Consider the following 25,247-nt stretch of genomic DNA (forward strand, 5'->3'; position numbering starts at 1 on the left):
AACGATCGACCATCCGAATCATCCCTCTTCATTCCTTACGCACGGAATCACCAACCCGGTTCCGTGCAAAGGCCTCCCGAACGGGACGGGAAACCGCTTCACACTTCTCCGGGAACCGCTCCGAGGGGTGAGGCGCCTACCTCAGCGAGATGCTCATGCCGCTGAGATCCGCGTTCACCTGCAGGCCCACCTGTCTGCCCGTGAGTTGGAGTTGGGCGCCCTTGTCGTTGGTCATCACGATCACCTGAGCGCCTCTGCCGAGCGTGCCGCCGCCGCCGGCCGCGCCATATACGCCAGCCACGTCCCGGGCGCGCCTGATGTGGCGCACGGTGCCCTGGAAATAGGTCTTGGAAACGCCGAAGGCGAGGCCGCCCGAGACGCCGCCGATCGAGATCGGATATTTCCGGCCATGGAAGGTCAGCGTGCCCTCGCCACCGGAGCCGCCGACGAAGAAAGCCGCCTTGTAGACGGAGAAGCGGATCGTGCCGCTGTCGGCATGCGCGGCGCTGGCAAGGCTGACGCCTACCGTGGCGATCGCGGCTACGGCGATTGAACGAAATCCGGACGAAATAGTCATGATGGGAACTCCTGAAGGTGGCCGTCGGCAAGAATGGTCGGCGTGGCATCAAAGTTACAACTGAACAGTCTCGCTCATCATTGGTTCCAAGCGGCGGTCTGAATCTGGCGGCGGGAAGCCCGCCACGAAAAGAGGCCAGGCTCTCTGGTCGCGGCGGTCTTCTTGTGGGATGGAGACGTCGGTGTCCGCTCCACGGCGGTTGGCAAAGGGGTTCGGTATGAGAATTGCGACGGGGCTTGTAATGTCCGCATTGGCCGCGACAATGGCTGGATGCGCGGCGTCTCCAGTCGACTATGGAGCCTCGCTTTCGCAGCAGGACCAGAAATGGGCGACGCCGCAATGCCAGCAAGCCCGGGCGGCGGCTTCGGACTACGCGGTCCGCGAAAAACAGCACCCGGGTTGGGAATTCGTCGCACTTGGCCCCTACGGGTTGGGGATCATAGCGGCGACCAAGGAGCACGAGCAGAAGCAACGAAAGCTGCTCGCCCGCGACGTGCATCTGCAGTGTTCGAGCCTACCCCTTCCGAAGGAATTGCAAGGTGATTTGAGCCCTGCCAGTCCAACCCCGGCGAAATATCCATAGCCGGGAACGGTTGCGGATGCGACCCTCGACGAAAAACCGTTACACGCTTTTCCTGGGAGTTGCTCTAACGTAGCAATCCGTCCGCCTCGAATGTGTCCCAACCTTCGAGCTTTGGCGCATCGTCCTTTCCCGCATTTCTGGTCTTGCGGGCGTTGCCCGTCCGCTTGCCTGCCCGCGTCAGTGCGGCCTTGCCGGCCCCGCGCCGTCTGTTCTCGGACACTTCCAGCGCATCCTCCTCCCGCCAGGCGGTCGCCAGGTCACGATCGAGAACGTCCTCGATGTGGCGTGGATCGAAGACGTGGAAGGTCACAGCCTTGGATCGCCCGCGCATCTTCACGGTACGCGTGCCAATGCTTTTCAGGCGACCATCCCTGAGCCATTTGTGCCGCTCTCGGGAGGAGATGGTGAGGATGTCCTCTGCCTCTCGCGGAAGCACGGGCAGTGCCTCGATTCCCTCCAGCGTCCTGGAGATGGTTGCCGAGGCGGTCTTGAACGCATCCGCGTCGGTTCGCATCATGCGCAAGACGACGCGGCCCGTCTCGGCCTTGGCAAATTTCCGCACCGTCCACGGCAGGCGGGCCCGAACTTCGCGTTCTATCCCCTTCAGGCGCAAGGAAGACCCAAGCGTCGCCGCTGGCGGCAGCAGCCATTCGGCGACCATTGACGCGGTGCCCGTGCCTTGCTCGGCCGTGCGATCAGGGGCGGTGGCAATTTTCGCCGCGATGCCGCTCAGGATCTTCCGAATGGAGCCGCGCTTCTTGTCCGCCATGTTTCGTTTTCGCTCATCGAGTGCTTTCGTGGAAGCACAGTTCGCACAGCGGACAACCGAAATCAGGGTCGAACAGTTCCCTAGGCATGCGCAGGCGGAGGACAATTGACTTCATCTGGGCAACCTCCATGCAAGCGGCCCTGGACAGGTGGTCCAACGAACCGCAGGGTGGTTCCAATATTGCGTCAGGATTTCGCAAGGAGCGCTTGCCCACAACGACAGGTCAGATCGTTGCGAAATTGAAATTCCCGAGGCGCTGACCACAGCTCTCTTCGTCCCATCGACGCCTGATCGACCGTTGGAATTGCACTTGGTCGGAGTCGGCGGGCGATCCTATTACCCTCGAGGCCGTGATGGCATGTGTTGGGCGAGGGCGCCCTGGACTGGGCCGCCGTCGATAAGCAAGAAGTCCGGTGCCGCTTTTGGCAAACACATCGTCCGGTGTTCCAGCATATTGTGCTGGCGAATAAGCTTGAGACAAGGCGGTTCCGAACAACAATGGCTAGGCGGTTTGCGTTTCTCCTGGTGCGCGACTTCACGCTGTCGCCGCTGTCGCTGTTCATCGACACGCTGCGGCTGGCGGGCGATGAGGGCGATCGCAGCCGCAGGATAGAGTTCGACTGGGAGATCGTCGGCGAACGCGGTCTGCCGATCCGGGCAAGTTGCGGCGTCGAACTGCTGCCGACCGGGGGGATCGGCAATCCCGAGGATTTCGATAATGTCGTCGTGGTCGGCGGCCTGCTCGACACCAACCGCAGCCTGAGTTCCGAAAAGGAGGCTTTCCTGTTGCGGGCCGCAGGGAAGGGCGTGCCGCTGACGGCGCTCTGCACGGGCAGCTTCGTGCTGGCGCGCTACGGCCTGCTCGATGGCTATAGCGCCGCCGTCAGCTGGTTCCACATCAAGGATTTCCGCAGCCGGTTCCCGGAGGTCAACGCCCATGCCGACAGCCTGTTTACCGTCGACCGTGGCCGCTCGACATGCGCGGGCGGCACGGGTGCCGCCGACCTTGCAGGCCATTTCGTGTCCGAGTTCATCGGCCGGAAGGCGGCGGAAAAGGCCGCCAAGATCCTGGTGCTCGACCGGATCAGAAGCAGCAGGGATGTGCAGCCCGTCGGCGACCTGTTTCCGGAGGCGTCGAGCCGGGCGGTGAAGCGCGCTTTGCTGTTGATGGAGAGCAACCTCCAGGAGACGCTGTCGGTCGCCGAGATCGCGACCCGCCTGAACTGCTCGCGGCGCCAGCTCGAACGGCTCTTCGGGCTGGAACTGGGCATCGGCCCGATGGCGGCATATCTCGCGTTACGAGTGCACCATGCGAAGTCGCTGCTCGAAGGCAGCGACCTGCAGATCGGCGAAATCGCCTACCGCTGCGGCTTTACCAATGCCGGCCATTTCAGCCGCGTGTTCCGCCAGCAGACCGGCACCACGCCAACCTATCTCAGGCATCCCAACCGCAGGCCCGGCGGCGCGACGATACAATGAAGTCCGCTACGTGCGGCGCCTATGAAATCCGCTGGCCGTCCTCGTCGAGCAGAACGCAGCCCTCGGGATCGAATCCGAGGTCGGCCGTCTCGCCTTCGCGAAGGACGCGGCCATTGATCGGCGCGTTGGCGCGGAGGCTGGTCTTGCCGCCGATGTCGATCTCGTAGATTGCGCTGCCGCCCAGATACGAGGCCGAGACGACACGACCAGTGAGCCGGTTGACGCTCGTTCCAGCACCGACCGAAAATTTCTGCGGCCGCACCACGACGGTGACCTTGCTGCCGTCGCCAAGCGGCCTTGGACAAGCCACGTTGATGGTCTGGCCGGTGGCAAGCACCACCGCTTGGCCGGACCTGCTCACGGTCCCGGCAAGCATGTTGGCCTTGCCGAGGAAGTCGGCGACGAAGGCCGTGGCCGGCGTCTCATAGACCTCCTCCGGAGTGCCGATCTGTTCCACCGCGCCGGCGTTCATCACCACGATGCGATCCGACATGGAGAGCGCTTCTTCCTGGTCGTGCGTGACGAAGATGGCGGTGATGCCCGTTTCCTTCTGGATCTTCTTGATCTCGACGCGCATCTCCTCGCGCATGTTGGCGTCCAGCGCCGATAGCGGTTCGTCCAGCAGCAGCACCTGCGGCTCGAAGACGATGGCGCGGGCAAGCGCGATGCGCTGCTGCTGCCCGCCCGACAGCTGCGACGGCAGCTTCTTCTCGCTGCCCGGCAGCCGCACCATTTCGAGCGCCTTGCCGACCCTGCGGGCGATCTCTGGCTTTGGCACGTTGCGGTACTTCAGGCCGAAGGCGACGTTGTCGAACACGTTCTTGTGCGGGAACAGCGCGTAGCTCTGGAAGACCAGCCCGATGTTGCGCTTGTAGATCGGGACGTCGTCGACCCGCCGCCCGTCGATCATGATCTGGCCGCCCGAAATATCAACCAGGCCGGCTATGGAGCGCAGGATCGTGGTCTTGCCGCAGCCCGAGGGCCCGAGCAAGGTGACGAAGCTGCCCTTGCGGATCGAGAGCGAGAAATCGCGCACGGCGACGAACTTGCCGTAGGCGATGTCGATATCGCGGAACTCGACCGCCGGGCTGTTCGCCTCGGCGGCCGCGCTCGCGCCGGCTGCCCCGGCCAGGACAGGCCGGGGATGGAGTGTCGTGCCCTGGCTTTCAGGCACCTTTGGAGATCCTGTTCCACTGCTTGGTCCAGGCGTCCTCGTTGGTCGCCCAGTAGGTCGGATCGGCGAAGGTCAGCGATTTCATGGTGCCGGTCTTGTCGAACGCCGGCAGTTTCTCGATCTTCTCGGTCAGCTTGACCTTGTTCGGGTCGAGCGACGGCGGATAGCTCTGGCCCTCGGCCACCGCGATCGAGGTCGCCGGGTCGAGCATGAAGTTGATGAGCTCCTCGCACTCGGCCATGGGCGAGCCCTTGAGGATCAGCATGTCCTCCATCCAGGCATAGGAGCCGGCCGGGTCGAGATAGCCGATCGGATGGCCCTGGTCCTGCAGCGCGGCGACCCGTCCCGACCACGCATCGGTCACCACGATCTCGCCCTTGGAAAGCAGGTCCATCAGCTCCGCGCCGGAGCTCCAGAACTTCTTGGCGAGGTCGCGCGTCTCGCGCACCTTGGCCCAGATGGCATCCATGTCCTTGAGGTTATTGGGATCCTGCCCGGTGGCAAGCGCCGCATACCAGACGCGCGTCGTCATGTCGGAATAGCCGCCGACCTTGCCGGCATATTTCTTGTCGAGAAGCAGGGCCGCGCCTTTTTCCTTGGCTTCCTCCGGCGAGATCACCTTGGTGTTGTAGGCGATACCCGTCGTGCCATAGTCGTAGGGTATGGCCGAAAGCTTTGGCGTCAGCTTGCGGAACGGCTCGATCATCGGCTGCAGCACATTCGCCATGTTGGGAATGTTGGCCTCGTTGATCTCCGAGGTCAGGCCGGCGTTCACATATTTGATGTAGTAGTTGACGCCCGAGGAATGGATGACCTGGTAGTCGCCGGGCTTGGCGGTCTTGATCTTGGTGATGATCTCGTCCTCGTCGCCGAACGTGCCCTGGACCACCTTGATCTTGGTCTTGGTCGTGTAGGGCTGGAAGGCGAACTTGTCGATCGCGTCCTGCACCGTGCCGCCCCAGCCGTCGAAGCGAACCTCCTGGACCGCGGCGAGCGCCCGGCCCATCCACGGTATGGAAAGGCCCGCCGATGCCGCCGCGGCGGCGGTCAGTGTCAGGAAAGTGCGGCGGCTCAGGTCGCCATTGGCGTATCGGTCGTGCAGCCGTTCCAGCCGCTTCGTGGTGGTGAGTTTCATTGTGTTTCCTCCTTTGGTTCGCCACGTCTTCTCAGTTTTGTCAGGCTTTGCAGGATCAGGCCGCCAATCAGCGGGATGCCGACGGTCACAAGGATCATCACGGTGCCGAGTGCGTTGATTTCCGGACTGATCGAGATCTTGAGCATGGAAAGGATCTGGGTGGGCATGGTCTCGACGCCGGCCGGCCGCCAGAACAGGCTGGCCGAGGTGTTGTCGAACGAGATGGTGAAGGCGAGCAGCGCGCCGCCCACCACGGCCGGAATGAGCAGCGGCAGCGTGATCTCGCGGAAGGACGAAAAGCGCGAGGCGCCGAGCGACAGCGCCGCCTCCTCATAGACGCGCCGGATGCCGATCATGCGCGCCTGCGCGATCAGCACCACATAGGGCACGGCAAGCAGGATATGACCGAGCACCAGGAGCAGCATGGTCCTCGGCTGGTCGACCGCCTTGATCAGCACCAGCAGGCCGACGCCGAGGATGGTTTCGGGCACCAGCGCCGGGAGGATCACCAGCGTGCTCAGCGCCTGCTTGCCGCGAAAATCGAAGCGCACCAAGGCAAATGCCGTGGTGACGCCGACGGCGGTGGTGACGATCGCGGTGACCAAGGCGATCCACAAGGACGTGCGAAAGGCGGCCAGCACCGCCTCGTTGGCCATCAGCTTGCCGTACCATTGCAGGCTGAAGCCGGTCATCGGGAAGCCGCCGAACATCGAGGCGTTGAACGACAGGATCACCGTCGCCACGATCGGCGCGAACATGAAGATGTAGACGCAGACCGTGACGAAGCCGGTCAGCCGCCAGGCCCATCTGCCTTCCTGCTTGCGCCGTGTTCCTCTCATCCGCCAAGCCCCATCATCCGCCAAGCCCTTTGACGATCTGCGACATGCCCATGTAGCGCGTGTAGACGGCGGCGAAGAAGCCGAGCACGACGAACAGCACGATCGAAAGCGTGGCGCCCATCGGCCAGTTCAGCTCGCCCATGATGGTGTCGTAGATCAGGTTGCCGAACAGCGCGTCGCGGCCCGAGCCGAGAAGCTGCGGCGTCACATAGCTGCCGGCGGCCAGCACGAAGCAGAGCAGCAGGCCCGCCGCAAGGCCTGGCAGCGACAGCGGCAGCGTGACCTCTCGGAACGCCTGCGCGCTCGTGCAGCCCATCGAGCGGGCCGCCGAAATCAACGTGCGATCAATGCTCTCCAGGCTGACATAGACGTTGAGGATCATGTAGGGCAGCAGAAAATGCAGCATGCCCAGGATGACCGCGCCCTCGTTATAGAGCATCGGCAACGGCTCGTTGATGATGCCCATTTTGAGCAGCGCGACATTGATGACGCCCTGTTCGCCCAGGATGTTGATCCAGGAGAAGGTGCGGATGGTGAAGCTGATCCAGAACGGCACGATCAGCAAAAGCAACAGCAGCCATTTGTGCTTGAAGCTCGTGGCCCAGATGAAATAGGCGGGAAAATAGCCGAGCACGCCGCAAAGCAGCGCCGTCATGGCCCCGACTCTCAAGGTCTTCAGAAGGAAGCCGTGATAGTAGCTGTCGGTGAGGAATTCATGCCAGTTCGCGGTCGTCAACGCGCTCGTTTCCACGCCGGCGGTGACGAAGGTGAAGAAGGTGTAGGCGCCCATCACGGCGATCGGCAGCACCAGGAAGAAGATCAGCAGCAGGAGCACCGGTGCGACGAGCATCCAGGCCAGCCGTGGATCATACAATGTCCATCGTCGTTTCATGAGCACCCGGAGCGCTTTCTTTGAAGCGCCTGTTTTGTTCCCGGGCCAAGATTGAGGGATTGGAGGCGCGATGTCCACAGTCGGCGATTGAGCCAGTGAACTTCAGCATGTCGGCCCGATGGGCCAGAATAATTATCGGCGAACGCAATACCGCGGCCGGGCATCTATCCGATGCGTTTGCCGGCGGCAGCCGTCTTCTAGGCCGGCAGGCCGGCCACGCGCAGGGCGTCGGTGACATCGTTGATTATGCCAGGCGCGATTCCGACGGCGGTGGCCCAGCGGCCGATGGTGAAATGCGGATCGAGCGCCATGAGCCGTGCGGCCGACGCTCTTGCCTCCTCGATCCGTCCGAGCCTCGCCAGCGGCGCGGCCAGCCAGCCATGCAGGATGCTGAAACCAGGGTTCAGCTCCACCGCCCGCCGGCCGGCCGCGATGGCCTGTTCGTGCCGGCCGGACAGAAAATTGCCGAAGCCGATGATGCCTTGCGGCACGCAGCTCATGGCGTCGAGCGGGGAGAGCCGCATCGCCTGCTCGCACCAGTCGATGGCGCGTGCCGCATCGCCGCCATAGGCCACCGGCACGCAGCCAAAAGTGTAAACGAAGGCGCAAGAGGCGCTAAGCGACAGGGCCTGCGCGAACATCTCGTTGGCCAGCCCGCGGTCATGCTCGACCAGGCCGATTGTGAAGCCGGCCAAGGCCAGCGCCATCGCGTCGCCCGAGCCGTGCTCGATCGCCGCATGGGCATGGTGCGACGCCTTCTGGCGATGCTCCGCCAGCATGCCGCCGCGGATGAAAAGGGTTTGATGCGCCCAGGCGGCAAAGCCGTGGGCGAGCGCATAACTCGGCTCCATGGCCAATGCCTGGTCGAGCAGAGGCAGTCCCTTGGCCGCGCCCTGGGGCATGAAGGTGTAGACATCGGGCAGAGCGCGCAGAAAAAGGTCGTAGGCGTCGAGGCTGTCGGGGCGCTGGCGCTTGACGCGCTCGATCTCGGCACGGCGCAGATTGGGCTCGATGGCCGCGACCACGCTGATGGTGATCTCGTCCTGCAGCGCGAACACGTCGGTCAGCTCGCGATCGTAGCGTTCGGCCCACAGATGGCTGCCATCCTCGACGTCGATCAGCTGCCCTGTGATGCGCACGCGGCTGCCCACCTTGCGGACCGAGCCTTCCAGCACATAGCGCACGCCGAGTTCGCGCCCGACCTGCTTCACGTCGACGGCGCGGCCCTTGTAGGTGAAGCTCGAATTCCGCGCGATGACGAACAGCCAGCGGATGCGCGACAGGCCGGTGACGATGTCCTCGACCATACCGTCGGCAAAATAGTCCTGATCCGCGTCGCCGCTCATGTTCACGAAAGGCAGAACGGCGATGGAGGGGCGGGCGGGAATGCCGAGGCCAGGCTTGGGTGTCCCCACCGGCGCTGCCGCCTCGGCGCCGGCTTCCTCGCGTACGGTGCCGACGAAACGAAAGCCCCGGCGCAGGATGGTACGGACGAGGCGCTGCTGCTCGCCATTGTCCTGAAGGGCGCCGCGGGCGGCATTGACACGGCTGGCAAGCGTGGCGTCGGAGACGATGCGTCCCTGCCAGACCGCATCGACCAGATCGTCCTTGCTGACCACCCGCTCGCGATTGCGGATCAGATATTGCAGGAGGTCGAACACCTGCGGCTCGACCGGGACCAGCTCGTTGCCCCTGCGTAGTTCGCGCCGGTCGCCGTCCAGAGCGAAGTCCTCGAAAAGATACGGCAAATTGCTGGCTCCAGATGGGGCGGAAACGCTGACCTGGACACTGTAGACGTGTCGTGGGCGCAAAATCAAAGCCCTCTCAAGACAAAATCAAGAGGTCCTGAAGGTCACCTCAAAGCGAGCGCGGCGGACCCGGCGCATAGTCCTCCTGCAACCAACGCAAACAACGATTTGAAAAGGAGAACTCAAATGTCCAACACCGCGGCAAATTCGGTCGTCCTCGTCCATGGCGGCTTTGTCGACGGCTCCGGCTGGGAAGGGGTCCATAACCAGCTCAAGGAGGACGGCTACGACGTCACCATCGTCCAGAACCCGACCACCTCGCTCGCCGACGACGTCGCTTTCACCAAGCGCGCCATCGCCGCCGCTTCCGGCAACGTCATCCTGGTCGGCCACTCCTATGGCGGCGTCGTGGTGTCGGAAGCCGGCACCGATCCCAAGGTTTCAGCCGTCGTCTACATCGCGGCCTTCGCCGCCGATGCCGGCGAGTCGGTCTCGACCCTCATCGCCAACCCGCCTCCCGGCGCCGCGGTGCCGCCGATCCTGCCGCCCGTCGACGGCTTCCTGATGCTCGACAAGGCCAAGTTCGCCGCCTCGTTCGCCGCCGACGTCCGTCCTTCGCTCGCCTCCTTCATGGCGGACTCGCAGGTGCCGTGGGCCGTGGCCGCACTCGAAGGCAAGGTCACCAAGCCGGCCTGGAGGGTGAAGCCGAGCTGGTATCTCGTCGCTACCGACGACCATATGATCCCGCCGCCAGCACAGCGCCAAATGGCAAATCGGGCCGGCGCGACGACGGTGGAAGTGCCCGGCAGCCACGCGGTCTACGTTTCCGATCCCGCATCCGTCGCCAAGCTGATCAAGGACGCAGCCGCCAGCGTCGGCGGGAACTGAACCGGCCTCCCTCCCAACAAAAGGCCTGGCCTCCCAACAAAAGGCCTGGGCGCCCGGCGGCGCCCAGGTCTTTGCCTGTTCCGGCCGAGGCGCCGACTGGCCTCAGCCCTTCGAGATGCCGCGCGCGATCAGCCGGGCCAGACGCTCCGAGAATGCCCTGGCGTCGGCAGGCTTGTCGCCGTCGAGCACGCGCGCCTCGTCATAGAGAAGGTGGGCGGCATCGTCCTTGAAGGCCTGTTCGTCGTCGCCGAGGCCGGCGAGCGCCAGGACGCGCTCGTGGCGGGGGTTGATTTCGAGGATCGGTTTGGCCGTCTTGTCGAGGCGGCCGGCGGCGTTGAGCAGCCGCTCGAACTGCCGGTCCGGACCATGTTCGGGCGCCACCAGGCACACCGCGCTTTCGGTCAGGCGGTCGGAAGGCTTCACATCCGACACGGCATCGCCAAGCGCCGCCTTGACGAAGGCCAGGAAGCCATCGACTTCGGGCGTCGCCGCCCTGTCCGGCTTCTTCGCATCATCGAGCAAGGAGATGTCGGAAAGCTCCGCCCCGCCCTGCGTCACCGACTTGAACGGCTTGCCGTCGAACTCCGGCGCCATCGACGTCCAGAAACTGTCGACGGGGTCGGTGAGCAGCAGCACCTCTATGCCGCGTGCCCTAAAACCTTCGAGCTGCGGCGAGGCTTCGAGCCGCGCACGGTCGTCGCCGGCCATGAAGAAAATCGCCTTCTGGCCTTCCTTCATCGCCGAGACATAATCGGCAAGGCCGCGCCAATTTTCGCCCGAGGTGGTCGAACGGAAGCGGGCGAGCTTCAAGAGCTGCTCGCGCCGCTCATGGTCCTCGTAGAGCCCTTCCTTGAGGACGACGCCGAAATTCTCCCAGATTTTGGCATAAGCCTCGGCCTCGTTCTCCGCCAGCTTGGCGAGATCGCCGAGCACGCGGTTGGTCAGGCCCTTGCGGATCGCGGTCAGCAGCGGGCTTTCCTGGATCATCTCGCGCGAGACGTTGAGCGGCAGGTCGGCGGAATCGACCAGCCCGCGCATGAAGCGCAGGTAGCGCGGCAACAAATCGGCCTCGTCGGTGATGAAGACGCGGCGCACATAGAGTTTCATACGGCCCTTGCGGTCCTGGTCGAAGAGATCGAAGGGACGCGAGCCGGGCACGAAGGCCAGTACGCTGTATTCCTGCCGGCCTTCGGCGCGGAAATGGATGGTGGCGGCCGGCTCGTCATACTGGCCGGAGAGGCCGCGGTAGAAATCGGTGTATTCCTCGGGCTTGATCTCGCTTTTCGGCCTGACCCAAAGGGCCGTGCCATCGGCAATGTCGCGCGCCTCGGCGCCGGGTTTCTCGGTGAGCGTGATCGGCACCGGCACGTGGCCCGACTGCGATTTCGCCAGTTGCTCGAGCCGGTAGGATCCGGTGTAGGACACAGCATCGTCCATCAGATGCAGCACGACGCGGGTGCCGCGTTTGGGTGCCGCTTCGAGCGGGGCGGGCGCGATCTCGTAGGAACCCTTGCCATCGGACGACCAGCGCCAGGCCCCGGCGCTCCCCGCCAGGCGGCTGATGACATCGACGCGGGTCGCCACCATGAAGGCGGAGTAGAAGCCGACGCCGAACTGGCCGATGAGCTGCGTGTCTTCGCTGGCATTGCCCGCATCGACGCGCTCGATGAAGGCGCGCGTGCCCGAGCGCGCGATCGTGCCCAGCGCCTCCGTCATGTCGTCGCGGCTCATGCCGATGCCGTTGTCCTCGACGGTGATCAGCTTGCTGTCGGCGTCGGCCGATATCGAGATGCGGGGTTTCGGATCGTCGGCCAGCAACTCCGGATGGCTGACGGCCTCGAAGCGCAGCTTTTCGCAGGCGTCGGCGGCGTTGGAAATCAGTTCACGCAGGAAGACGTCCTTATCGGAATAGACCGAGTGCACCATCATGTGCAGCAGCCGCGAAACATCCGCCTCGAATGCCTTGGTTTCCGTCGCTTTTGTGTCTGTCGTCATTGCCGAGTTTCCCACGCTGTTCATCCGCCCGCCGCGCCATGGCGCGTTCAGGACTTCCTTTCAACCATTTTCAACCGTGCTGGCAACCGCGTTCAGCAAGGCCAGCGCGCCGACAATATCGTCATGGGGTGCGGGGGCCGCAAGGGGGTGGAAACGGCGCTGACAACGAAATAGCCGATCTCCCCCCGTGGGGGAGATTGGCAGCTTCCGCGCCCTACTTGCCCGCCATGTGGTCGGCAAGCGTCTGCGCCTGGGCAAGCAGCGCGGGGAAGACGGGGTTGTCGGGCAGGTTCTTGGCCATGCAAGCGCGGAAGTCGCTGTCGCCTTTTGCCCAGGCGGCGTCGGCGGCATCGGATGTATTGTCGTCGCCGTCGCCGGTGGCTTGCTTGACCAGTTTCTGGGCGGCGGCGTCGGCGGCGGTCCAGACCGCGTCGCAGGCCGCGATCTTCGGGACGGGGGGCGTCGCGGGCGCCTCGGCGATCATGACGCTGTTGCCCCTAACGAGCGTGACGACGACCTCCTGGTCGTAGTTCGGCCCGACATCCTGTGCCCAGCCGCCGAGGCGGGCAATCGCCATGTCGGCGCCATCGGGCGTCTTCAGGGTGAAGTCGAGCGTGCCTGTGAAAGCGGCGTCGCTGCCGATGGCCTGGGTGTAGAAGGCATCGAGCTTCAGCGCCGCGTCGAAGCTGGTGGGCAGTTTGAGATCGGCGTCCGTCTCGGCGGCGCGCGATTGGAGCCAGCGCTCGACCAGCCCGCGCGTCGATACCACGATGCTGGGGCCGTCCTCAGTGCCGTGGCGCAGCCCGTCCAGCATGCCAAAGCCGACATCGGAGGAACTGAGGCTTTCGATGTTGATCGTGCCGGCCGCCGGAAAACCCTTGACCGTGAAAGGTCCGAGAAGCGCCGAAAGGCGCTGCTCGAGATCGGCACGGGCCTTTTCACTGGCAGCATCGAGTGTCTCGACGGGAGCGTTCGCGCTTTCCATCGCGGCGATGGCTGATATCGCCTTGTCGCGCGCGGCGATGTAGTCGTCCTCCGGCGAAGCGGCACAGGCCGCACCGCTCGCCAGCGCGAACACCAAAGTCCAGACCAGACGCATCGTGGAACCTCCGTTTTTACAAGCTCTTCGCGTGGCTTGGTGGCGATTGTGCGGCGGTGAAGTCTGGCGAGGCGTTGCAGATATCGGGGCACCAGGACAGCCTTCCCACAGTGGGAGGCCGTCATATGGAGAAGGACAATGAAACCTTCCGATTTCCACGCCGTTATGGCCGTTGTGGCAGACATCAAACCCAAACCGAAGCCGGCCGGCGGCGCCAAGCCAAACGGTGCCAGCAAGCCCCGCCGGGAGAAGGCACCCGATGTCGAGGCCGCCTCCGAGGTCGTGGGCGAGGCCGCACCGCCACCAGCGGCGGGGGAACCCGATCCGCAACTGAGCCCCGAACAGGCCGAGCAGGCGCGCAAGAAATATCTGCTGAAGCGTTTCTGGATCAGCGCGCGCGGTTATTGGAGCCGGCGCGGCGACAAGCTCGCCTGGCCATTCACGATCGGACTCCTGATTATGATCTGCGTCAATGTCGGCTTCCAGTACGGGATCAATGTCTGGAACCGCTCGATCTTCGACGCCATCGAACAGCGCAATGCACCGATCGTCTATTTCCTGAGCGCCGTGTTCGTGCCGCTGGTGCTTGGAAGCGTCAGCCTCGTCGTCGCGCAGGTTTATCTGCGCATGACCATCCAGCGCCGCTGGCGCTCCTGGCTCACCACATCGGTCATCGGCCGCTGGCTCACCAATGGTCGCTACTACCAGCTCAATCTCGTCAGCGGCGATCACCAGAACCCGGAGGCCCGCATCGCCGACGATCTGCGGATCGCCACCGAATCGCCCGTCGATTTCGTCTCCGGCGTGCTCAACGCCTTCCTGGCGGCCTCGACCTTCATCGTCGTGCTGTGGACGATCGGCGGCGCGCTGACGCTGCCGATCGGCGGCGCCAACATCACCATTCCAGGCTTCCTCGTCGTCACCGCGGTCATCTATGCGGCCATCACTTCCACCTCGATGGTGGTCATCGGCCGGCATTTCGTCGAACTCTCCGAGCAGAAGAACCAGGCGGAAGCGGAATTTCGCTACACGCTGATGCGTGTGCGCGAAAATGGTGAGAGCATCGCCCTGCTCGGCGGCGAGCAGGAGGAACGCAGCGGCATCGACAGGACCTTCGCCGGCGTGCTGAAGCGGTGGGCGATGCTTGCGGGCCAGCACATGCGCACGGCGCTGGTCTCGCAGGGATCGAGCCTGTTCGCGCCCGTGGTGCCGGTGCTTTTGTGCGCGCCAAAATTCCTCGAGGGCTCGATGTCGCTCGGGCAGGTCATGCAGGCGGCATCGGCCTTTGCAATCGTGCAGGGCGCGTTCGGATGGCTGGTCGACAACTATCCGCGTCTCGCCGACTGGAACGCCTCGGCACGGCGCATTGCCTCGCTGATGATGTCGCTCGACGGGCTCGAGCGCGCGGAAGAGAGCGACGCGCTCGGGCGCATCACTCGCGGCCAGACCAAGGACGATACTATGCTCAGCCTCAACAATCTCTCCGTGTCGCTCGATGACGGCACCGCCGTGGTCAAGGAAACCGAGGTCGTGATCCAACCGGGCGAGCGGCTGCTGGTGGCCGGCGAATCCGGTACGGGCAAGAGCACGCTGGTGCGGGCGATAGCGGGGCTGTGGCCGTGGGGTGGCGGCAGCGTCGATTTCCACCCCGGCAAGCGCTTGTTCATGCTGCCGCAGCGCCCCTACATTCCCTCGGGCACGCTGCGCCGGGCGGCCGCCTATCCAGGTGCCGCCGATGACTGGACGGTTCCACAGATCAGGGCCGCCCTCGACAAGGTGGGGCTCGCTTATCTCGGCGACCGGATCGACGAAGAGGCGCCATGGGACCAGACCCTGTCGGGCGGCGAGAAGCAGCGGCTGGCTTTCGCGCGGCTCCTCCTGCACGCGCCCGACATCATCGTGCTGGATGAGGCAACGGCGGCACTCGACGAGAAGAGCCAGGACAGGATGATGGAGACCATCATCCAGGAATTGCCAAATGTGACCATCTTGAGCGTGGCGCACCGGGCCGAGCTGGAGGCGTTCCACAGCCGCAAGATCACGCTCGAGCGGCGCAAAGGCGGCGCCAAGCTCGTCAGCGATATCGATCTTGTCCCGCGCAGGCGCAGGGGCTTGCTCGGCCGCGCCTTGTGGGGTTCCGGCGGGCGGGCCGACAAGCGCGGCGCCGCCCGTAAAAAGACTTGAAGGCCGTCAGGCGAGTTCTGATTTCAGCGCACGGGATGCCCGGCGACCCCGCCATCAGGCGCGCAATTCCTCCCTATGCGCCTCCACGAGGTCGGCCATGCTGTCGAAGCGGAAGTCCACCTTCGGTATGTCGCCGGGATGCATCGTGGCGCCAAAACCCTGATCGGCGTGCCGGCGGTGGATCCAGCACGATGCGAGGCCCAGCTGGTTGGCGACGGTGTGGTCGTGGAACAGGCTTTCGGCCGTGTGCAGGACCTCCTTGTCGCCAATCCCGAGCGTCGCAAGCTTTTCAAGCATATAGTCGAAATTCCGGGGCGACGGCTTGTAGGAGCCGATGTCCTCCGCCGTGTAGATCGCATCGAAATCGACGCCGAGCTTCCTGTTGCTGAAGGAGAAGCTCGTATTGTCGACGTTGGAGAGGATGATCAGCCTGTAGTGCTTCTTGAGGTATTGCAGGGCGGCGGCTGTGTCGGCAAAGGCCGGCCAGTCCTTCACGCTTAGGCCATAGGCGATGCATTCCTCCGGCGTGGCCAAGACGCCCCATTCCTCGGCGAGCCTTTTGTAGACGACAGCCAGAAGGTCTCGGTAGCGTTTCTGCGGCGTCCAGTTCTGCTGGCTGGATTCGTGCCTTGCGTGCGCCTGCAGGATCTCGTCGCGGCCAAGGCCGCGGCCAACCCGTCCGGTCAGCGGCTTCAGGGCTTCGATCATGCCGGATTCCCAGTCTATGAGGGTGCCGTAGCAGTCGAAGGTCAGCGCCTTGAAATCAGTCAGCTTCATGAGGTTCACTCCCTTAGGGTCCATGGTCGGTTTGGTGCGGGATCACGATCAATCGGCCGGTTGCCCGATCGGGCCTAGACTTGTCTCGCCCTTGGATACCGTGCCGCGCGGCGACGTCAGCCAGACGCCGAACAGCGTCACCGCCAGGCCGAGGAACATCGCCGCAGAAAGCGGCTCGCCGAACAGCAGCCAGGCCCAGAGCATCGTCACCGGCGGGCTGAGATAGATCACGCTGCTGACCTGCGCGGCGCTGTGGAGGCGCAGGCTCACATAGTAGACGCCGTAGCAGAAGAAGGTCGAAAACAGCACCAGCCAGGCGATGCCGAACTCGAACCGGCCATCAAGCGGCGGCATCAGCCCGCCATTCCAGCCGGCGCAGGCGGCAAAAAGCATCGCCGCCGTCATGCATTGGATGCACAGGCTCTGGTGGATGGGCATGTCGATCGTCCCCATCCGTTTCTGCAGCACGGTCACCAGGGCGAAGACCATCATGGACGCGATGGTCACAATATATGCCCAGGCCGGCGCTGTCCCGAGGCTGAGGCTGTTGAGCGAGACGATCAGCACACCCAGCGCCCCTAGCGCCGTTCCGGTCCATTGCCTCGATGTCAGCCGGTGGCCCAGGATGGGCTGCGACAGTGCCGCGATGGCGAGGGGGACGAGGTCGGAGATCAGCGCGACCAGGCCGGTCGGTACGCGCTGGCCGATGGCAAGCGCGAAGCCGCCGAGATAGAGGAACATCATCGCCACGCCGAACGCCATCTGCCGCATCAGGGCGCGTGCGCCGATGCGCGGCCCGACCATGAGCGCGAAGGGCAGAAGGATCAGTCCCGACATCAAGGTCCGCCAGAACAGCACCAGCATGACGTCGGCACTCTCGCTGGCGTAGCGGATGCCGACGAAGCCGGAACTCCAGCTGACGACCAGCGCGGCCGCCATAAGCGGCCAGGCCAGGCGATGGGGCTGATGTTTCGGGAGCGTCATGCGGTCATTCGTTGAATGGGTGCGGGCGTTGAATGGGTGCGGGGTTGAATGCGTGCCGGGGCAGACTTATGGCGGTGCGCACGCGTTTGCACATGACAAATTTCGATGCATCCATGAAATTGCCACTAAATCTGGCATTTCAATTTGCCTGCGAACAGGTTCTGCGCGAGGATTTGGGAGCGCCGCTTTCGTTTCAAACGAGGATTGTCATGGCTGGAGTGATGAGCCGCCGCCTGGATGTCGATGCCTTGCGGGCGATGGTGGCGATCGAGAAACATGGCGGCGTCACCCGCGCGGCCGAGGTGCTGGGCCTGTCGCAGTCGGCCGTCAGCCACAAGATCAGGCGGCTGGAAGCGAGCCTCGACTGCGAAATCCTCAGCCGCAAGGCCAATGCGCCGATGTTCACCAGTTCAGGGCAGGATCTGCTGGGCTATGCCAGGCGCATCCTGGGCATCCATGACGAGGCGATCCTGAGCCTGTCGAAAAGCACGCTGCAAGGAAAGATCGCGTTGGGGATGACCGAGGATACGACCTGCACGGACCTGTCGCGCATTCTTGGCCGGTTTCGCCGGCTCTACCCTGAGGTGAGCGTGCGCACGCAAGTGCGCATGAGCCTGGCCTTGCAGAAGCTGCTGGGCGAGGGGGCGCTCGACGCGGCCATTATCCAGGTGTTCCAGCACGAGGTCCGCCCCACCGACATCCTGCTCTTCCGCGAGAGCCTGCATTGGGTGAAGTCGCCCGAACTGATCCTGGCGAAGGGGGAGCCGGTCCCGTTCCTGTCCTTCGACGACAACTGCTTCTATCGCCGTTGGGGCCTCGATCTCGGCCAGGACGAGGGAACGGTGTTCGAGATCGTGTTCGAATGTTCGAGCGCGGCCGGCATCATCGCCGGCGTGACCTCCGGGCTCGGCGTCGCGCTGCTCAGCCAGCGGCACCTGCAGCCCGGCATGGAGATCGCCGACAAGCAGTTCCCCAAGCCTCCGGACCTCGCCTACGTCATCCGCCGCGCCCGCAACGCCCGCAACCCCGCGCTGGAGACGCTGGTGAAGGAGATCGAGGCCGAGGTGAGGCGCCACGGGACGCTGCAGATCGCGGTGTGAGGGGGATGGCGGAGAGGCGTGGGCGTTCTTGTCCCTCCATGAGCCGATCGGTGCTGGACGTCTGCTTTGCGCCGCATCCATGACATGCGCGATGTCAATCGCTGATCCGAGCTGTCGGCGAAACGGGAGCGTGGCGCCTCAACGCCTTGCCCGCGCCGCCTCGGTCAATCCGACGCAACAGTCCGCTTCCTGCGGTGGCGGCCTTTTGAATCTCACACGGCAGCGGCTGGGATGGGTTGCGGAACGCAAGGAACGAGTCAGCCGGCGTTCGCGTTATTTAAACTCGAACTAATGGAGGTAACCGTGAGAAAGCTGATATTGGCATCTGTGCTCGCGCTTGCTGCCACAGCCGCTGTGACTTCACCAACCAAGGCGCAATTTCTGTTCTCACCGTTCGGTGGTTTTTTTGGGGGTTTCGGAGGCCCGCCATTCCCCTACCGGCCCTATTACAACCCGTATTACGGCCCATACTACGGCCCATACTATGGCTCGTATTACCAGCCATATCGGCCGTACTTCCGATACCACCACAGGTATTATCACCGGTACTATTACCCGCACCGGCATCACCACCACAGGCGACATCACAGGCACTACTATCGGTAGCTAGGATCGAGCCGTTGGTCAGCTCGACGACCCCTGTCAGACGCCTTGACAGGGAAGGAGGTCAAGCCCTCCCCATTCACCCGCTCATTATCTGGCGCGGTTCCTCGCGGGTGGCTGCGATCTGCCCCCGTCTTTCGATCCCTGGGCTGCTTTGACCAACCGGTCCAGCACTGGGAAATCTTTCAAATCTCGATAGGGCGTCAGGTCGAGGTCGTGAGGGACGGCCTTCACCTTCTCCTCGTCGATGGGCTTCTCGTTGCTCTTCATCAGGGCCTGGTAGGCCTGCCATGAAACACGGGCTGCGCGGACGGCATCTCGCTCCGCCCGCAGCGCTATTTGGTGGGCATGCAGATAGTGAAGTCGCAATTTGTCCAAGAGCGATTTCTCGACCACTTCATGCGTGACCAAAAAGGGCGCAAGCCTTACCGCCCGGCCTTGCGACGCCATGGTGCGCGGTAAGTGCCGGTCGATATAGACGGTTCGCCCATCCTCGCTGTAACCGGCAAGATAAGGGATATCGAAATCGTGGTTCACCTCGACCCGCCGCTGCAAGGCAAGCACGACGTCTGTGAGGACTGCATTGTCCACATCTTCGGATTTGTGGCGGGCTTCGTCCTCGAGTTTCATCGGCAGCAACCTACAAGCAAACGTGGCACCCCACCAACGAGGCCCTTTCCGCATTGTTCCTTCCGATCGCAATCATGATGATGCGGCGCTCTTTGCGGTCTCGGAAGTTTCCTGTTGGGGGGCGCTCGATGCAGCCATCATCCAGGTGTTCCAGCATGAGGTCCGGCCCACCGACATCCTGCTCTTCCGCGAGAGCCTGCATTGGGTGAAGTCGCCCGAACTGATCCTGGCGAAAGGGGACCCGTTCCCGTCCTTCGACGACAACTGCTTCTATCGCCGTTGGGGCCTCGATCTCGGCCAGGTCGAGGGAATGGTGTTCGAGATCGTGTTCGAATGTTCGAGGGCTTCGGCAATTTTTGGTGGCAGGCGATCTTTATCGCCCTGGCACACGCCCCGACAGATGGTGAAAGCAGCTAGCGGTTCAGAGCGAAACCGATAGACCGCCGTCGACGGCCAATACATGTCCATTGACGTAGGCGGCAGCATCTGAGGCGAGAAACACCGCGGCTCCACCGAGTTCCTCAGCCCGGGCCCAGCGGCCTGCAGGGGTCCGCGCTTCGACCCATTTGGTGAAGGCTTCGTCGTTCATTAGCGCGGTGTTGAGTTCCGTTGCGAAATACCCGGGCGCGATCGCGTTGATCGTGATGCCGTGACGGCCCATCTCAGCTGCAGTGGAGCGTGTCAATCCATGCAGGCCCGCCTTCGCGGCAACATAGGCATGAATGGTGGGACGGCCAAGGATCCCTGCAACCGATCCGGTGTTTATGATACGCCCAAACTTGTTGGGCAGCATCAAGCGCACGGCGTCGCGTATCATTCGAAAGCAGGACGAAAGATTGACGGCAATCACTCTGTCGAAATCCTCGTCCTCCCATTCCACCAACGGCCTGCGATGCTGGATGCCAGCGTTGTTGATCAGAATATCCAGACGGCCATGGCGTTCGACCATTCCTTCGAGCGATGCCTTCGAGATCGCCGCATCAGTGACATCGAACGGCAGGGCTTCGGCACCGATCCTTTCGGCCGCTGCTGACAGGGCGTGGATGTCGCGGGCATTGACGATCACCGTCGCGCCGTTCTCGGCAAGTGCCTTGGCCATGGCGAAGCCGAGACCACGCGAAGCGCCCGTCACCAATGCGACACGGCCCTTGAGCGAGAACAATTGCGACATAGAGGTTCCTGTAGCAAGGGGCGGGAGTTTCCTCCCGCCCTTAGGCAAAAGCACTATTTGGCGACGCAGGTATCCGCTGTCTGTGGAGTACAAACGTCGAGGCCCGTGTAGGTCGGGTCAGCCGGCGGAGCCTTGCCGTCCTTCATATCCTTCAGTGCCATCATCGTCTTGTAGCCCATTTCGAACGGGCGCTGGCCAACCTGCCCGAGGGAGTATCCTTCCTTCATTTGTTCAATTTGCGTGGGCAAGGTATCGGCAACGACCAGCGCCAGTTCCTTCTTGGCGATCTTGTCTTTGTACGGTGCGACCGCAGCACGGTTGGCGTCGGGGATGAACTGCGGGAAACCACCGGTTGGGATGAACGCGTCGAGATTCGGGTTCTTCGCCATGATGTCTTCAAACTGCTGCACCGAAAGAGGAAAATCATCGTTGGTATAGAGCGGACAGCCTTCGATTTCGGTCCAGCCGTTCTGGCCGGTTAGCCGGTCCCCGGGCGAGGCGGCCGATTTGGTGCCCGAAAGCGTATCGCGAATGCCCTGCATGCGTTCATTGTGGTTGGCCGCCGCCGCGCCGCCCGATTGGATGCAGATCGTGCCCCCCTTGGGCTTGACCTGCATGGCCAGCTTGGCAAGGTTCACACCGATCTCATAATTATGGGTGCCGATATAGGCGGCGCGAAGATCCTTGTTCTCGGGCAGGAGGTCGGAATCCCAGGTGAGCACCGGGATACCGGCTTCCTTGGCGGCCTGCAGCGCAACCGCCATCGCCGCGGCATTCGATGGCGACACGGCGATGCCGTCCACCTTCTTGGCTACGAGATCCTGCACGATCTGAACCTGCTCGTCGCCGCCGCCATGCTCGCCGGGGCCTATATACATGCACTCCACGGCGCCCTTCGATTCAGCTTCGGCCTTCTTGCAGCCGTCGCGTGCCTGGTCGAAAAAGGGATTGTTCATGTTCTTCGGTACCAGGGCGAACGTATATTTCGCCTGGGCGCCGGAAACGGCGAGCACCATTGCGCCAAGCGCCACGGCCGCCGTCAGCAGATGTTTTTTCATGTCACGTTCTCCTCCTAGCTGGATGTCCCGCAGGCCTCCCGCCGGCGGGTTTCTAACGGCTTTTCTTGGGAATCAAGACGGCCAGCGACTTGGCGAGAATGGATTTGCCGCCGGTCTGCATGCCCAGGAGAACCGCAAGAACGATGAAGGCGCCGACGAAGGCACCCTGCCAATTTGAATCGATGCCGGCCATCAGCAGAGCGTTCCTGATCACTTCGAGGAAGGCTGAACCGATGATCGCGCCGAAGGCCGTGCCGGCGCCGCCCATGAGGCTGGCGCCGCCAATGACTGTCGCGGCGATCACGCGCAGCTCGTACCCCTGGCCCATGGCGTTGATGGCTGAGCCGTTGTAGCCGAGGAGCAGGAGGGAGGCGAGCGAGGCGGTGAAAGCCGAGAAGACGTAGGCCTCGAATTTGATCCAGTCGACCGGAACGCCGGTAAGCCGTGCCGCGTCCTCATTGCCGCCGATGGCGAAGAGATGCCGGGCCCAGGCAGTAAAATTGAACACGAAGCCGACGATGAGGGCCAGAACCACCATGGTCCAGAATTGCGATGAGAGTTCTGGTATCCAGTGCGGTGCCCAGTGCTCGGGCCCATGCAGCGGCCATCTCCACTGACCGATCGCTTTCACGATTGGAGCATCGGGCCCGAATTGGTAGAGCATTTGGTTGGCCGAGAATACGACCGCGAGCGAGCGCGCCGCGGACAGCATGCCGAGGGTGACCACGAAGGATGGCATTCCGACATAAGCGACGAAGAAACCATTGACCGCGCCGCAAGCCATACCGGCGAAAAGGCCGATGGCGAAGGCCACGTACCAGGGATAGTGCCAGGTCAGAAACAGGCCGGCGACAATGACCACGAGGCCCATGATCGAGCCGACCGACAGATCGATGCCACCAGTAATGATCACCACCGTCATGCCGAGCGCCATGATGCCGAAAGGTGCGAAGTTGCGCGTGACGTTGGCGGCGTTTTCGGAAGTCCCGAAGCTCGGTTCCATGGCAGTCATCCAGGTGACGAGTGCAATGAGCGCGATCGTCACCCAGAAGGGCTGACTTGACATCACACTTTGGAGCGCGGTCTTTTCCTTGGTCGGGACGAACTCAGACATGCCCGGTCGGCTGGTTTCCCGGGCAGACTCCCTGACACTAACTGACTCCCGAGCACTATTCGCCACGGATGGCCCCCGTTATTAGTCCAGTGATTTCCTCGGGTGATGTGTCGCCGGCATGCTTGTCGGCAACCTTCGAACCCCGCCTGAGCACAATGATACGATCTGAGACAGCGAAAACGTCAGGCATGCGATGGCTGATCAACATGACGCCAACCCCTTGCGCTTTGAGGCGTCGGATCAATTCAAGCACTTCCGCCACCTGACGCACCGAAATAGCGGCGGTCGGTTCGTCCATCAGCACCAGCTTGGCGTTTGAAAGCCGGGTCCGCGCGATGGCTACCGCCTGACGCTGTCCACCCGACATCTTCCTGACGAGGTCGCTCGGCCGGGTTTCCGATTTCAGTTCCTTGAACAGCGATGCCGAACGCTCGATCATCGCCTGTTTATCGAGCACCTTGATTGGCCAGAAGCCCTTCTTCATCTCGCGGCCAAGAAAGACGTTCTGCGCGGCCGTCAAATTGTCGGCGAGCGCAAGATCCTGATAGACGACTTCGATACCTTTGGCCCGCGCTTGGACGGGTTTATGGAAGTGACAAACCTCGCCGTCCACGACAATTTCGCCGTCGTTCGGCGGGAAATTCCCGGCCACCGTTTTGACTATCGTTGACTTGCCGGCACCGTTGTCCCCCATCAGCCCCACGACTTCGCCTCGCTCCACTTGGAAGCTAACGTCCGTCAGGGCCTGGATGGCCCCAAAATTCTTGGAGACGTGGCGAACCTCAAGTACCGGCATCGCGGTCCTCTCCGGACAACATTGCCAATTGTCCCGGCCATATGCAGGACAGCTAATCAGCGAAACGCTTTCAACACAATGATTTATTGGATTAGGGTTTCCGGCGATCACCTTAACTGAGACGGCGGGAGAGGTTCGGTCTGGCGGATTGATTTCAGCCCATGGGTGGCGCGGAAATCGATGTCGCCTTCAACCAACGCATCGCCACCGCGAGGATGGTGGCGATTTGCGGAGGGTTCGCGACCTCGTCGAGCTTGCCGCGATTGGCGGGATTGGTGACCACCAGCTTTGCGCCGCTGTAGCCCAGGCGATGCTCGATCGCCTTCGGGCCGAAGGCGGTGAACAGCGGCTGGTAGACGGCGCCGATGCGCCAGGCGCCGAGGATCAGCGCCACCAGTTCGGGAATGCGCGGCAGCATGCCGGCCACGACATCGCCGGGGCCGACGCCCTCTGCTTCAGCAGAGTGCCGAAACGCGCCGGTGTGCCGGCCGCAGCATTCCACATAGGCGTTGATGCCGGTCGCAGGGTCGCCCTGCAGTCTGGCGATCTCATCCTCTATACGAAAGCCCGCAACGGCATCGTCATAGCGCGGCAAGCCGGTCTTTGTCGTGGTCATGAAAATCCTCCCTGACGGCGCTCCATGTCCCATGGCGCGCCGTCGCGGCGACATTGACATCAGGTGGCGCCAATGGGCAACGATGGACGTCTAAAGGCTCGCCTCGGCGAAGATGCCTGCCGCCCAGTCGAGGAAAACGCGCAGGCGCGGCGAGAGCTGCCGGTTCTGCGGGTAGAGCGCCGACAATGGCGTGGGCGAAGGCGGGTACTCGGCCAGCACTTCGACCAGCGTGCCGTCGGCAAGGTCCTTCTCGAAGCGATAGCGCGGCGCCTGGATGAGGCCGAGGCCGAGCCGCGCCAAGTCGGCGGCGGTGTCGGAATTGTTGGCGGCGACGCGGCCGGGCAGCCTGACCTCGCGCGTCTTGCCGCCGACGGTGAATTCGAAGGGCAGCACTTCGCCGGTGCGCGAGGAGACGAAGCGCACCGCCTGATGGCCATCCAGCGCATCGGGGGAGGCGGGCGCGCCGTGGCGAGAGAGATAGGCGGGGCTGGCGCAGGTCATCTCGCGGATCATGCCAAGGCGCCGCATGATCATGCCACTGTCGGGCAGCTCGCCGACGCGGATCACGCAGTCGACACCCTCGCGCACGAGATCGACCAGCCGGTCGCTCTGGCCGATCTGCAGGTCGATGCGGGGAAAGCGGGCGAGGAATTCCGGCAGGCGCGGCAACAGGAAGGTGCGGGTGAGCAGCGTGCTGGCGTCGATGCGCAGCAGGCCGAACGGCTCGGCGTCGCGGAAGGCGGCCTCGGCATCCTCGATCTCGGCCAGGATCGACAGGCAGCGCCGGTAATAGGCCTCGCCGTCCTGCGTGGCGTTCACCTGGCGCGTCGTGCGCTCCAGCAGCCGGGCGCCAAGGTGCTCTTCCAGCCGCCGGACCGCTTCCGTCGCGGTTGAGCGCGGCAGGCCGAGATCGGCGGCGGCAGCGGTGAAGCTGCGCCGTTCCAGCACACGAACGAAGAGCCGCATTGTGTCGAGCCGATCCATGGGCCTTTGTTCGCAGTTTCCGAATAGTGATGTCAAGAGATGGCTGATTATC

Annotated in this window: 22 protein-coding genes and 2 pseudogenes; 6 read left to right on the top strand and 18 right to left on the bottom strand. The window is 63.4% G+C overall.

The window, feature by feature from the left end; genetic code table 11:
- Positions 1-136 precede the first annotated feature (136 nt).
- Entirely contained in the window at positions 137-577 is a 441-nt protein-coding gene (locus tag FJ492_RS18195; protein ID WP_140713903.1) for a hypothetical protein, read from the bottom strand.
- A 217-nt stretch (positions 578-794) separates the two neighbouring features.
- On the opposite strand from FJ492_RS18195, the gene FJ492_RS18200 reads away from it, so the two are divergent.
- Complete coding sequence (locus FJ492_RS18200; protein WP_140771347.1) at positions 795-1,160, top strand: hypothetical protein; 366 nt, start codon at positions 795-797, stop codon at positions 1,158-1,160.
- A 64-nt stretch (positions 1,161-1,224) separates the two neighbouring features.
- On the opposite strand, the gene FJ492_RS18205 is transcribed toward FJ492_RS18200, so the two are convergent.
- A complete protein-coding gene (locus tag FJ492_RS18205) occupies positions 1,225-1,929 on the bottom strand; it encodes a hypothetical protein (protein WP_140771349.1) in 705 nt (234 codons plus the stop codon).
- 498 nt (positions 1,930-2,427) lie between these two features.
- On the opposite strand from FJ492_RS18205, the gene FJ492_RS18210 reads away from it, so the two are divergent.
- Positions 2,428-3,408 carry a GlxA family transcriptional regulator gene (locus FJ492_RS18210; protein ID WP_140508607.1) on the top strand — a complete coding sequence of 327 codons (981 nt, stop codon included), beginning with the start codon at positions 2,428-2,430 and terminating at the stop codon, positions 3,406-3,408.
- A gap of 19 nt (positions 3,409-3,427) precedes the next feature.
- Here the strand turns inward: FJ492_RS18210 and FJ492_RS18215 are convergent, their stop codons facing one another.
- From FJ492_RS18215 to FJ492_RS18235, 5 genes are all read right to left on the bottom strand, one after another.
- On the bottom strand, positions 3,428-4,582 hold the full coding sequence (locus FJ492_RS18215; protein ID WP_140751466.1) for an ABC transporter ATP-binding protein: 1,155 nt from the start codon (positions 4,580-4,582) through the stop codon (positions 3,428-3,430).
- Positions 4,575-5,717 (bottom strand): ABC transporter substrate-binding protein, encoded by a 1,143-nt coding sequence (locus tag FJ492_RS18220; RefSeq protein ID WP_140508611.1) that lies wholly within the window; start codon positions 5,715-5,717, stop codon positions 4,575-4,577. The genes FJ492_RS18215 and FJ492_RS18220 overlap by 8 nt, the downstream gene beginning before the upstream one ends.
- Positions 5,714-6,556 carry an ABC transporter permease gene (locus tag FJ492_RS18225; RefSeq protein WP_140508613.1) on the bottom strand — a complete coding sequence of 281 codons (843 nt, stop codon included), beginning with the start codon at positions 6,554-6,556 and terminating at the stop codon, positions 5,714-5,716. The genes FJ492_RS18220 and FJ492_RS18225 overlap by 4 nt, the downstream gene beginning before the upstream one ends.
- Positions 6,557-6,569: 13 nt before the next feature.
- A complete protein-coding gene (locus tag FJ492_RS18230; RefSeq protein WP_246676061.1) occupies positions 6,570-7,406 on the bottom strand; it encodes an ABC transporter permease in 837 nt (278 codons plus the stop codon).
- A gap of 239 nt (positions 7,407-7,645) precedes the next feature.
- A complete protein-coding gene (locus tag FJ492_RS18235) occupies positions 7,646-9,196 on the bottom strand; it encodes a winged helix-turn-helix domain-containing protein (RefSeq protein ID WP_140771353.1) in 1,551 nt (516 codons plus the stop codon).
- Between the two features lie 186 nt (positions 9,197-9,382).
- Here FJ492_RS18235 and FJ492_RS18240 point away from each other — a divergent pair, with 186 nt between their 5' ends.
- Complete coding sequence (locus FJ492_RS18240) at positions 9,383-10,084, top strand: alpha/beta hydrolase (RefSeq protein ID WP_140771355.1); 702 nt, start codon at positions 9,383-9,385, stop codon at positions 10,082-10,084.
- A gap of 102 nt (positions 10,085-10,186) precedes the next feature.
- Here the strand turns inward: FJ492_RS18240 and htpG are convergent, their stop codons facing one another.
- Complete coding sequence (gene htpG, locus FJ492_RS18245) at positions 10,187-12,079, bottom strand: molecular chaperone HtpG (RefSeq protein ID WP_140771357.1); 1,893 nt, start codon at positions 12,077-12,079, stop codon at positions 10,187-10,189.
- A 214-nt stretch (positions 12,080-12,293) separates the two neighbouring features.
- Complete coding sequence (locus tag FJ492_RS18250; RefSeq protein ID WP_140713885.1) at positions 12,294-13,178, bottom strand: hypothetical protein; 885 nt, start codon at positions 13,176-13,178, stop codon at positions 12,294-12,296.
- Between the two features lie 174 nt (positions 13,179-13,352).
- Here FJ492_RS18250 and FJ492_RS18255 point away from each other — a divergent pair, with 174 nt between their 5' ends.
- Positions 13,353-15,362: an ABC transporter ATP-binding protein/permease gene (locus FJ492_RS18255; RefSeq protein ID WP_140771537.1), complete on the top strand. Its 2,010-nt coding sequence runs from the start codon at positions 13,353-13,355 to the stop codon at positions 15,360-15,362.
- Between the two features lie 54 nt (positions 15,363-15,416).
- Here the strand turns inward: FJ492_RS18255 and FJ492_RS18260 are convergent, their stop codons facing one another.
- Both FJ492_RS18260 and FJ492_RS18265 read right to left on the bottom strand, forming a co-directional pair.
- A complete protein-coding gene (locus FJ492_RS18260) occupies positions 15,417-16,139 on the bottom strand; it encodes a haloacid dehalogenase type II (RefSeq protein ID WP_140771359.1) in 723 nt (240 codons plus the stop codon).
- A gap of 48 nt (positions 16,140-16,187) precedes the next feature.
- The gene (locus FJ492_RS18265) at positions 16,188-17,123 is read right to left on the bottom strand and encodes a DMT family transporter (RefSeq protein ID WP_140771362.1); all 936 of its coding nucleotides are present in this window, start codon (positions 17,121-17,123) and stop codon (positions 16,188-16,190) included.
- Between the two features lie 209 nt (positions 17,124-17,332).
- On the opposite strand from FJ492_RS18265, the gene FJ492_RS18270 reads away from it, so the two are divergent.
- On the top strand, positions 17,333-18,223 hold the full coding sequence (locus tag FJ492_RS18270; RefSeq protein WP_140713879.1) for a LysR family transcriptional regulator: 891 nt from the start codon (positions 17,333-17,335) through the stop codon (positions 18,221-18,223).
- Between the two features lie 693 nt (positions 18,224-18,916).
- Here the strand turns inward: FJ492_RS18270 and FJ492_RS18275 are convergent.
- The gene (locus FJ492_RS18275; protein WP_181166678.1) at positions 18,917-19,456 is read right to left on the bottom strand and encodes a hypothetical protein; all 540 of its coding nucleotides are present in this window, start codon (positions 19,454-19,456) and stop codon (positions 18,917-18,919) included.
- A gap of 118 nt (positions 19,457-19,574) precedes the next feature.
- Here FJ492_RS18275 and FJ492_RS18280 point away from each other — a divergent pair.
- Positions 19,575-19,811: pseudogene (locus FJ492_RS18280) on the top strand (LysR family transcriptional regulator); the annotation flags it as partial.
- Between the two features lie 66 nt (positions 19,812-19,877).
- On the opposite strand, the gene FJ492_RS18285 reads toward FJ492_RS18280, so the two are convergent.
- The 6 genes and pseudogenes from FJ492_RS18285 to FJ492_RS18310 all read right to left on the bottom strand — a co-directional run bounded on the left by FJ492_RS18285 (position 19,878) and on the right by FJ492_RS18310 (position 25,195).
- Positions 19,878-20,627, bottom strand: a complete 750-nt coding sequence (locus FJ492_RS18285; RefSeq protein ID WP_140508690.1) for a glucose 1-dehydrogenase — start codon at positions 20,625-20,627, stop codon at positions 19,878-19,880.
- Between the two features lie 53 nt (positions 20,628-20,680).
- Positions 20,681-21,685, bottom strand: coding sequence for a sugar-binding protein (locus tag FJ492_RS18290; protein ID WP_140713876.1), 1,005 nt, complete (start codon positions 21,683-21,685; stop codon positions 20,681-20,683).
- A gap of 52 nt (positions 21,686-21,737) precedes the next feature.
- Positions 21,738-22,799, bottom strand: coding sequence for an ABC transporter permease (locus FJ492_RS18295; protein WP_140771364.1), 1,062 nt, complete (start codon positions 22,797-22,799; stop codon positions 21,738-21,740).
- A gap of 55 nt (positions 22,800-22,854) precedes the next feature.
- A complete protein-coding gene (locus tag FJ492_RS18300; protein ID WP_140771366.1) occupies positions 22,855-23,595 on the bottom strand; it encodes an ATP-binding cassette domain-containing protein in 741 nt (246 codons plus the stop codon).
- 167 nt (positions 23,596-23,762) lie between these two features.
- Positions 23,763-24,211, bottom strand: a pseudogene (locus FJ492_RS18305) (AMP-binding protein); the annotation flags it as partial.
- Positions 24,212-24,301: 90 nt separating this feature from the next.
- Positions 24,302-25,195 (bottom strand): LysR family transcriptional regulator, encoded by an 894-nt coding sequence (locus FJ492_RS18310; RefSeq protein WP_140771368.1) that lies wholly within the window; start codon positions 25,193-25,195, stop codon positions 24,302-24,304.
- Positions 25,196-25,247: the final 52 nt, after the last annotated feature.

It is taken from the genome of Mesorhizobium sp. B2-5-4, assembly GCF_006441095.1.
In the GTDB taxonomy this organism is placed as follows: domain Bacteria; phylum Pseudomonadota; class Alphaproteobacteria; order Rhizobiales; family Rhizobiaceae; genus Mesorhizobium; species Mesorhizobium salmacidum.

Excerpts from the sequence above, each read along its gene's own strand:
- FJ492_RS18195 (WP_140713903.1), bottom strand. The coding sequence starts at position 577 with ATGACTATTTCGTCCGGATTTCGTTCAATCGCCGTAGCCGCGATCGCC.
- FJ492_RS18200 (WP_140771347.1), top strand. The coding sequence starts at position 795 with ATGAGAATTGCGACGGGGCTTGTAATGTCCGCATTGGCCGCGACAATG.
- FJ492_RS18205 (WP_140771349.1), bottom strand. The coding sequence starts at position 1,929 with ATGGCGGACAAGAAGCGCGGCTCCATTCGGAAGATCCTGAGCGGCATC.
- FJ492_RS18210 (WP_140508607.1), top strand. The coding sequence starts at position 2,428 with ATGGCTAGGCGGTTTGCGTTTCTCCTGGTGCGCGACTTCACGCTGTCG.
- FJ492_RS18220 (WP_140508611.1), bottom strand. The coding sequence starts at position 5,717 with ATGAAACTCACCACCACGAAGCGGCTGGAACGGCTGCACGACCGATAC.
- FJ492_RS18225 (WP_140508613.1), bottom strand. The coding sequence starts at position 6,556 with ATGAGAGGAACACGGCGCAAGCAGGAAGGCAGATGGGCCTGGCGGCTG.
- FJ492_RS18230 (WP_246676061.1), bottom strand. The coding sequence starts at position 7,406 with ATGCTCGTCGCACCGGTGCTCCTGCTGCTGATCTTCTTCCTGGTGCTG.
- FJ492_RS18240 (WP_140771355.1), top strand. The coding sequence starts at position 9,383 with ATGTCCAACACCGCGGCAAATTCGGTCGTCCTCGTCCATGGCGGCTTT.
- htpG (WP_140771357.1), bottom strand. The coding sequence starts at position 12,079 with ATGACGACAGACACAAAAGCGACGGAAACCAAGGCATTCGAGGCGGAT.
- FJ492_RS18250 (WP_140713885.1), bottom strand. The coding sequence starts at position 13,178 with ATGCGTCTGGTCTGGACTTTGGTGTTCGCGCTGGCGAGCGGTGCGGCC.
- FJ492_RS18260 (WP_140771359.1), bottom strand. The coding sequence starts at position 16,139 with ATGAAGCTGACTGATTTCAAGGCGCTGACCTTCGACTGCTACGGCACC.
- FJ492_RS18265 (WP_140771362.1), bottom strand. The coding sequence starts at position 17,123 with ATGACGCTCCCGAAACATCAGCCCCATCGCCTGGCCTGGCCGCTTATG.
- FJ492_RS18270 (WP_140713879.1), top strand. The coding sequence starts at position 17,333 with ATGGCTGGAGTGATGAGCCGCCGCCTGGATGTCGATGCCTTGCGGGCG.
- FJ492_RS18275 (WP_181166678.1), bottom strand. The coding sequence starts at position 19,456 with ATGAAACTCGAGGACGAAGCCCGCCACAAATCCGAAGATGTGGACAAT.
- FJ492_RS18285 (WP_140508690.1), bottom strand. The coding sequence starts at position 20,627 with ATGTCGCAATTGTTCTCGCTCAAGGGCCGTGTCGCATTGGTGACGGGC.
- FJ492_RS18290 (WP_140713876.1), bottom strand. The coding sequence starts at position 21,685 with ATGAAAAAACATCTGCTGACGGCGGCCGTGGCGCTTGGCGCAATGGTG.
- FJ492_RS18295 (WP_140771364.1), bottom strand. The coding sequence starts at position 22,799 with ATGTCTGAGTTCGTCCCGACCAAGGAAAAGACCGCGCTCCAAAGTGTG.
- FJ492_RS18300 (WP_140771366.1), bottom strand. The coding sequence starts at position 23,595 with ATGCCGGTACTTGAGGTTCGCCACGTCTCCAAGAATTTTGGGGCCATC.
- FJ492_RS18310 (WP_140771368.1), bottom strand. The coding sequence starts at position 25,195 with ATGGATCGGCTCGACACAATGCGGCTCTTCGTTCGTGTGCTGGAACGG.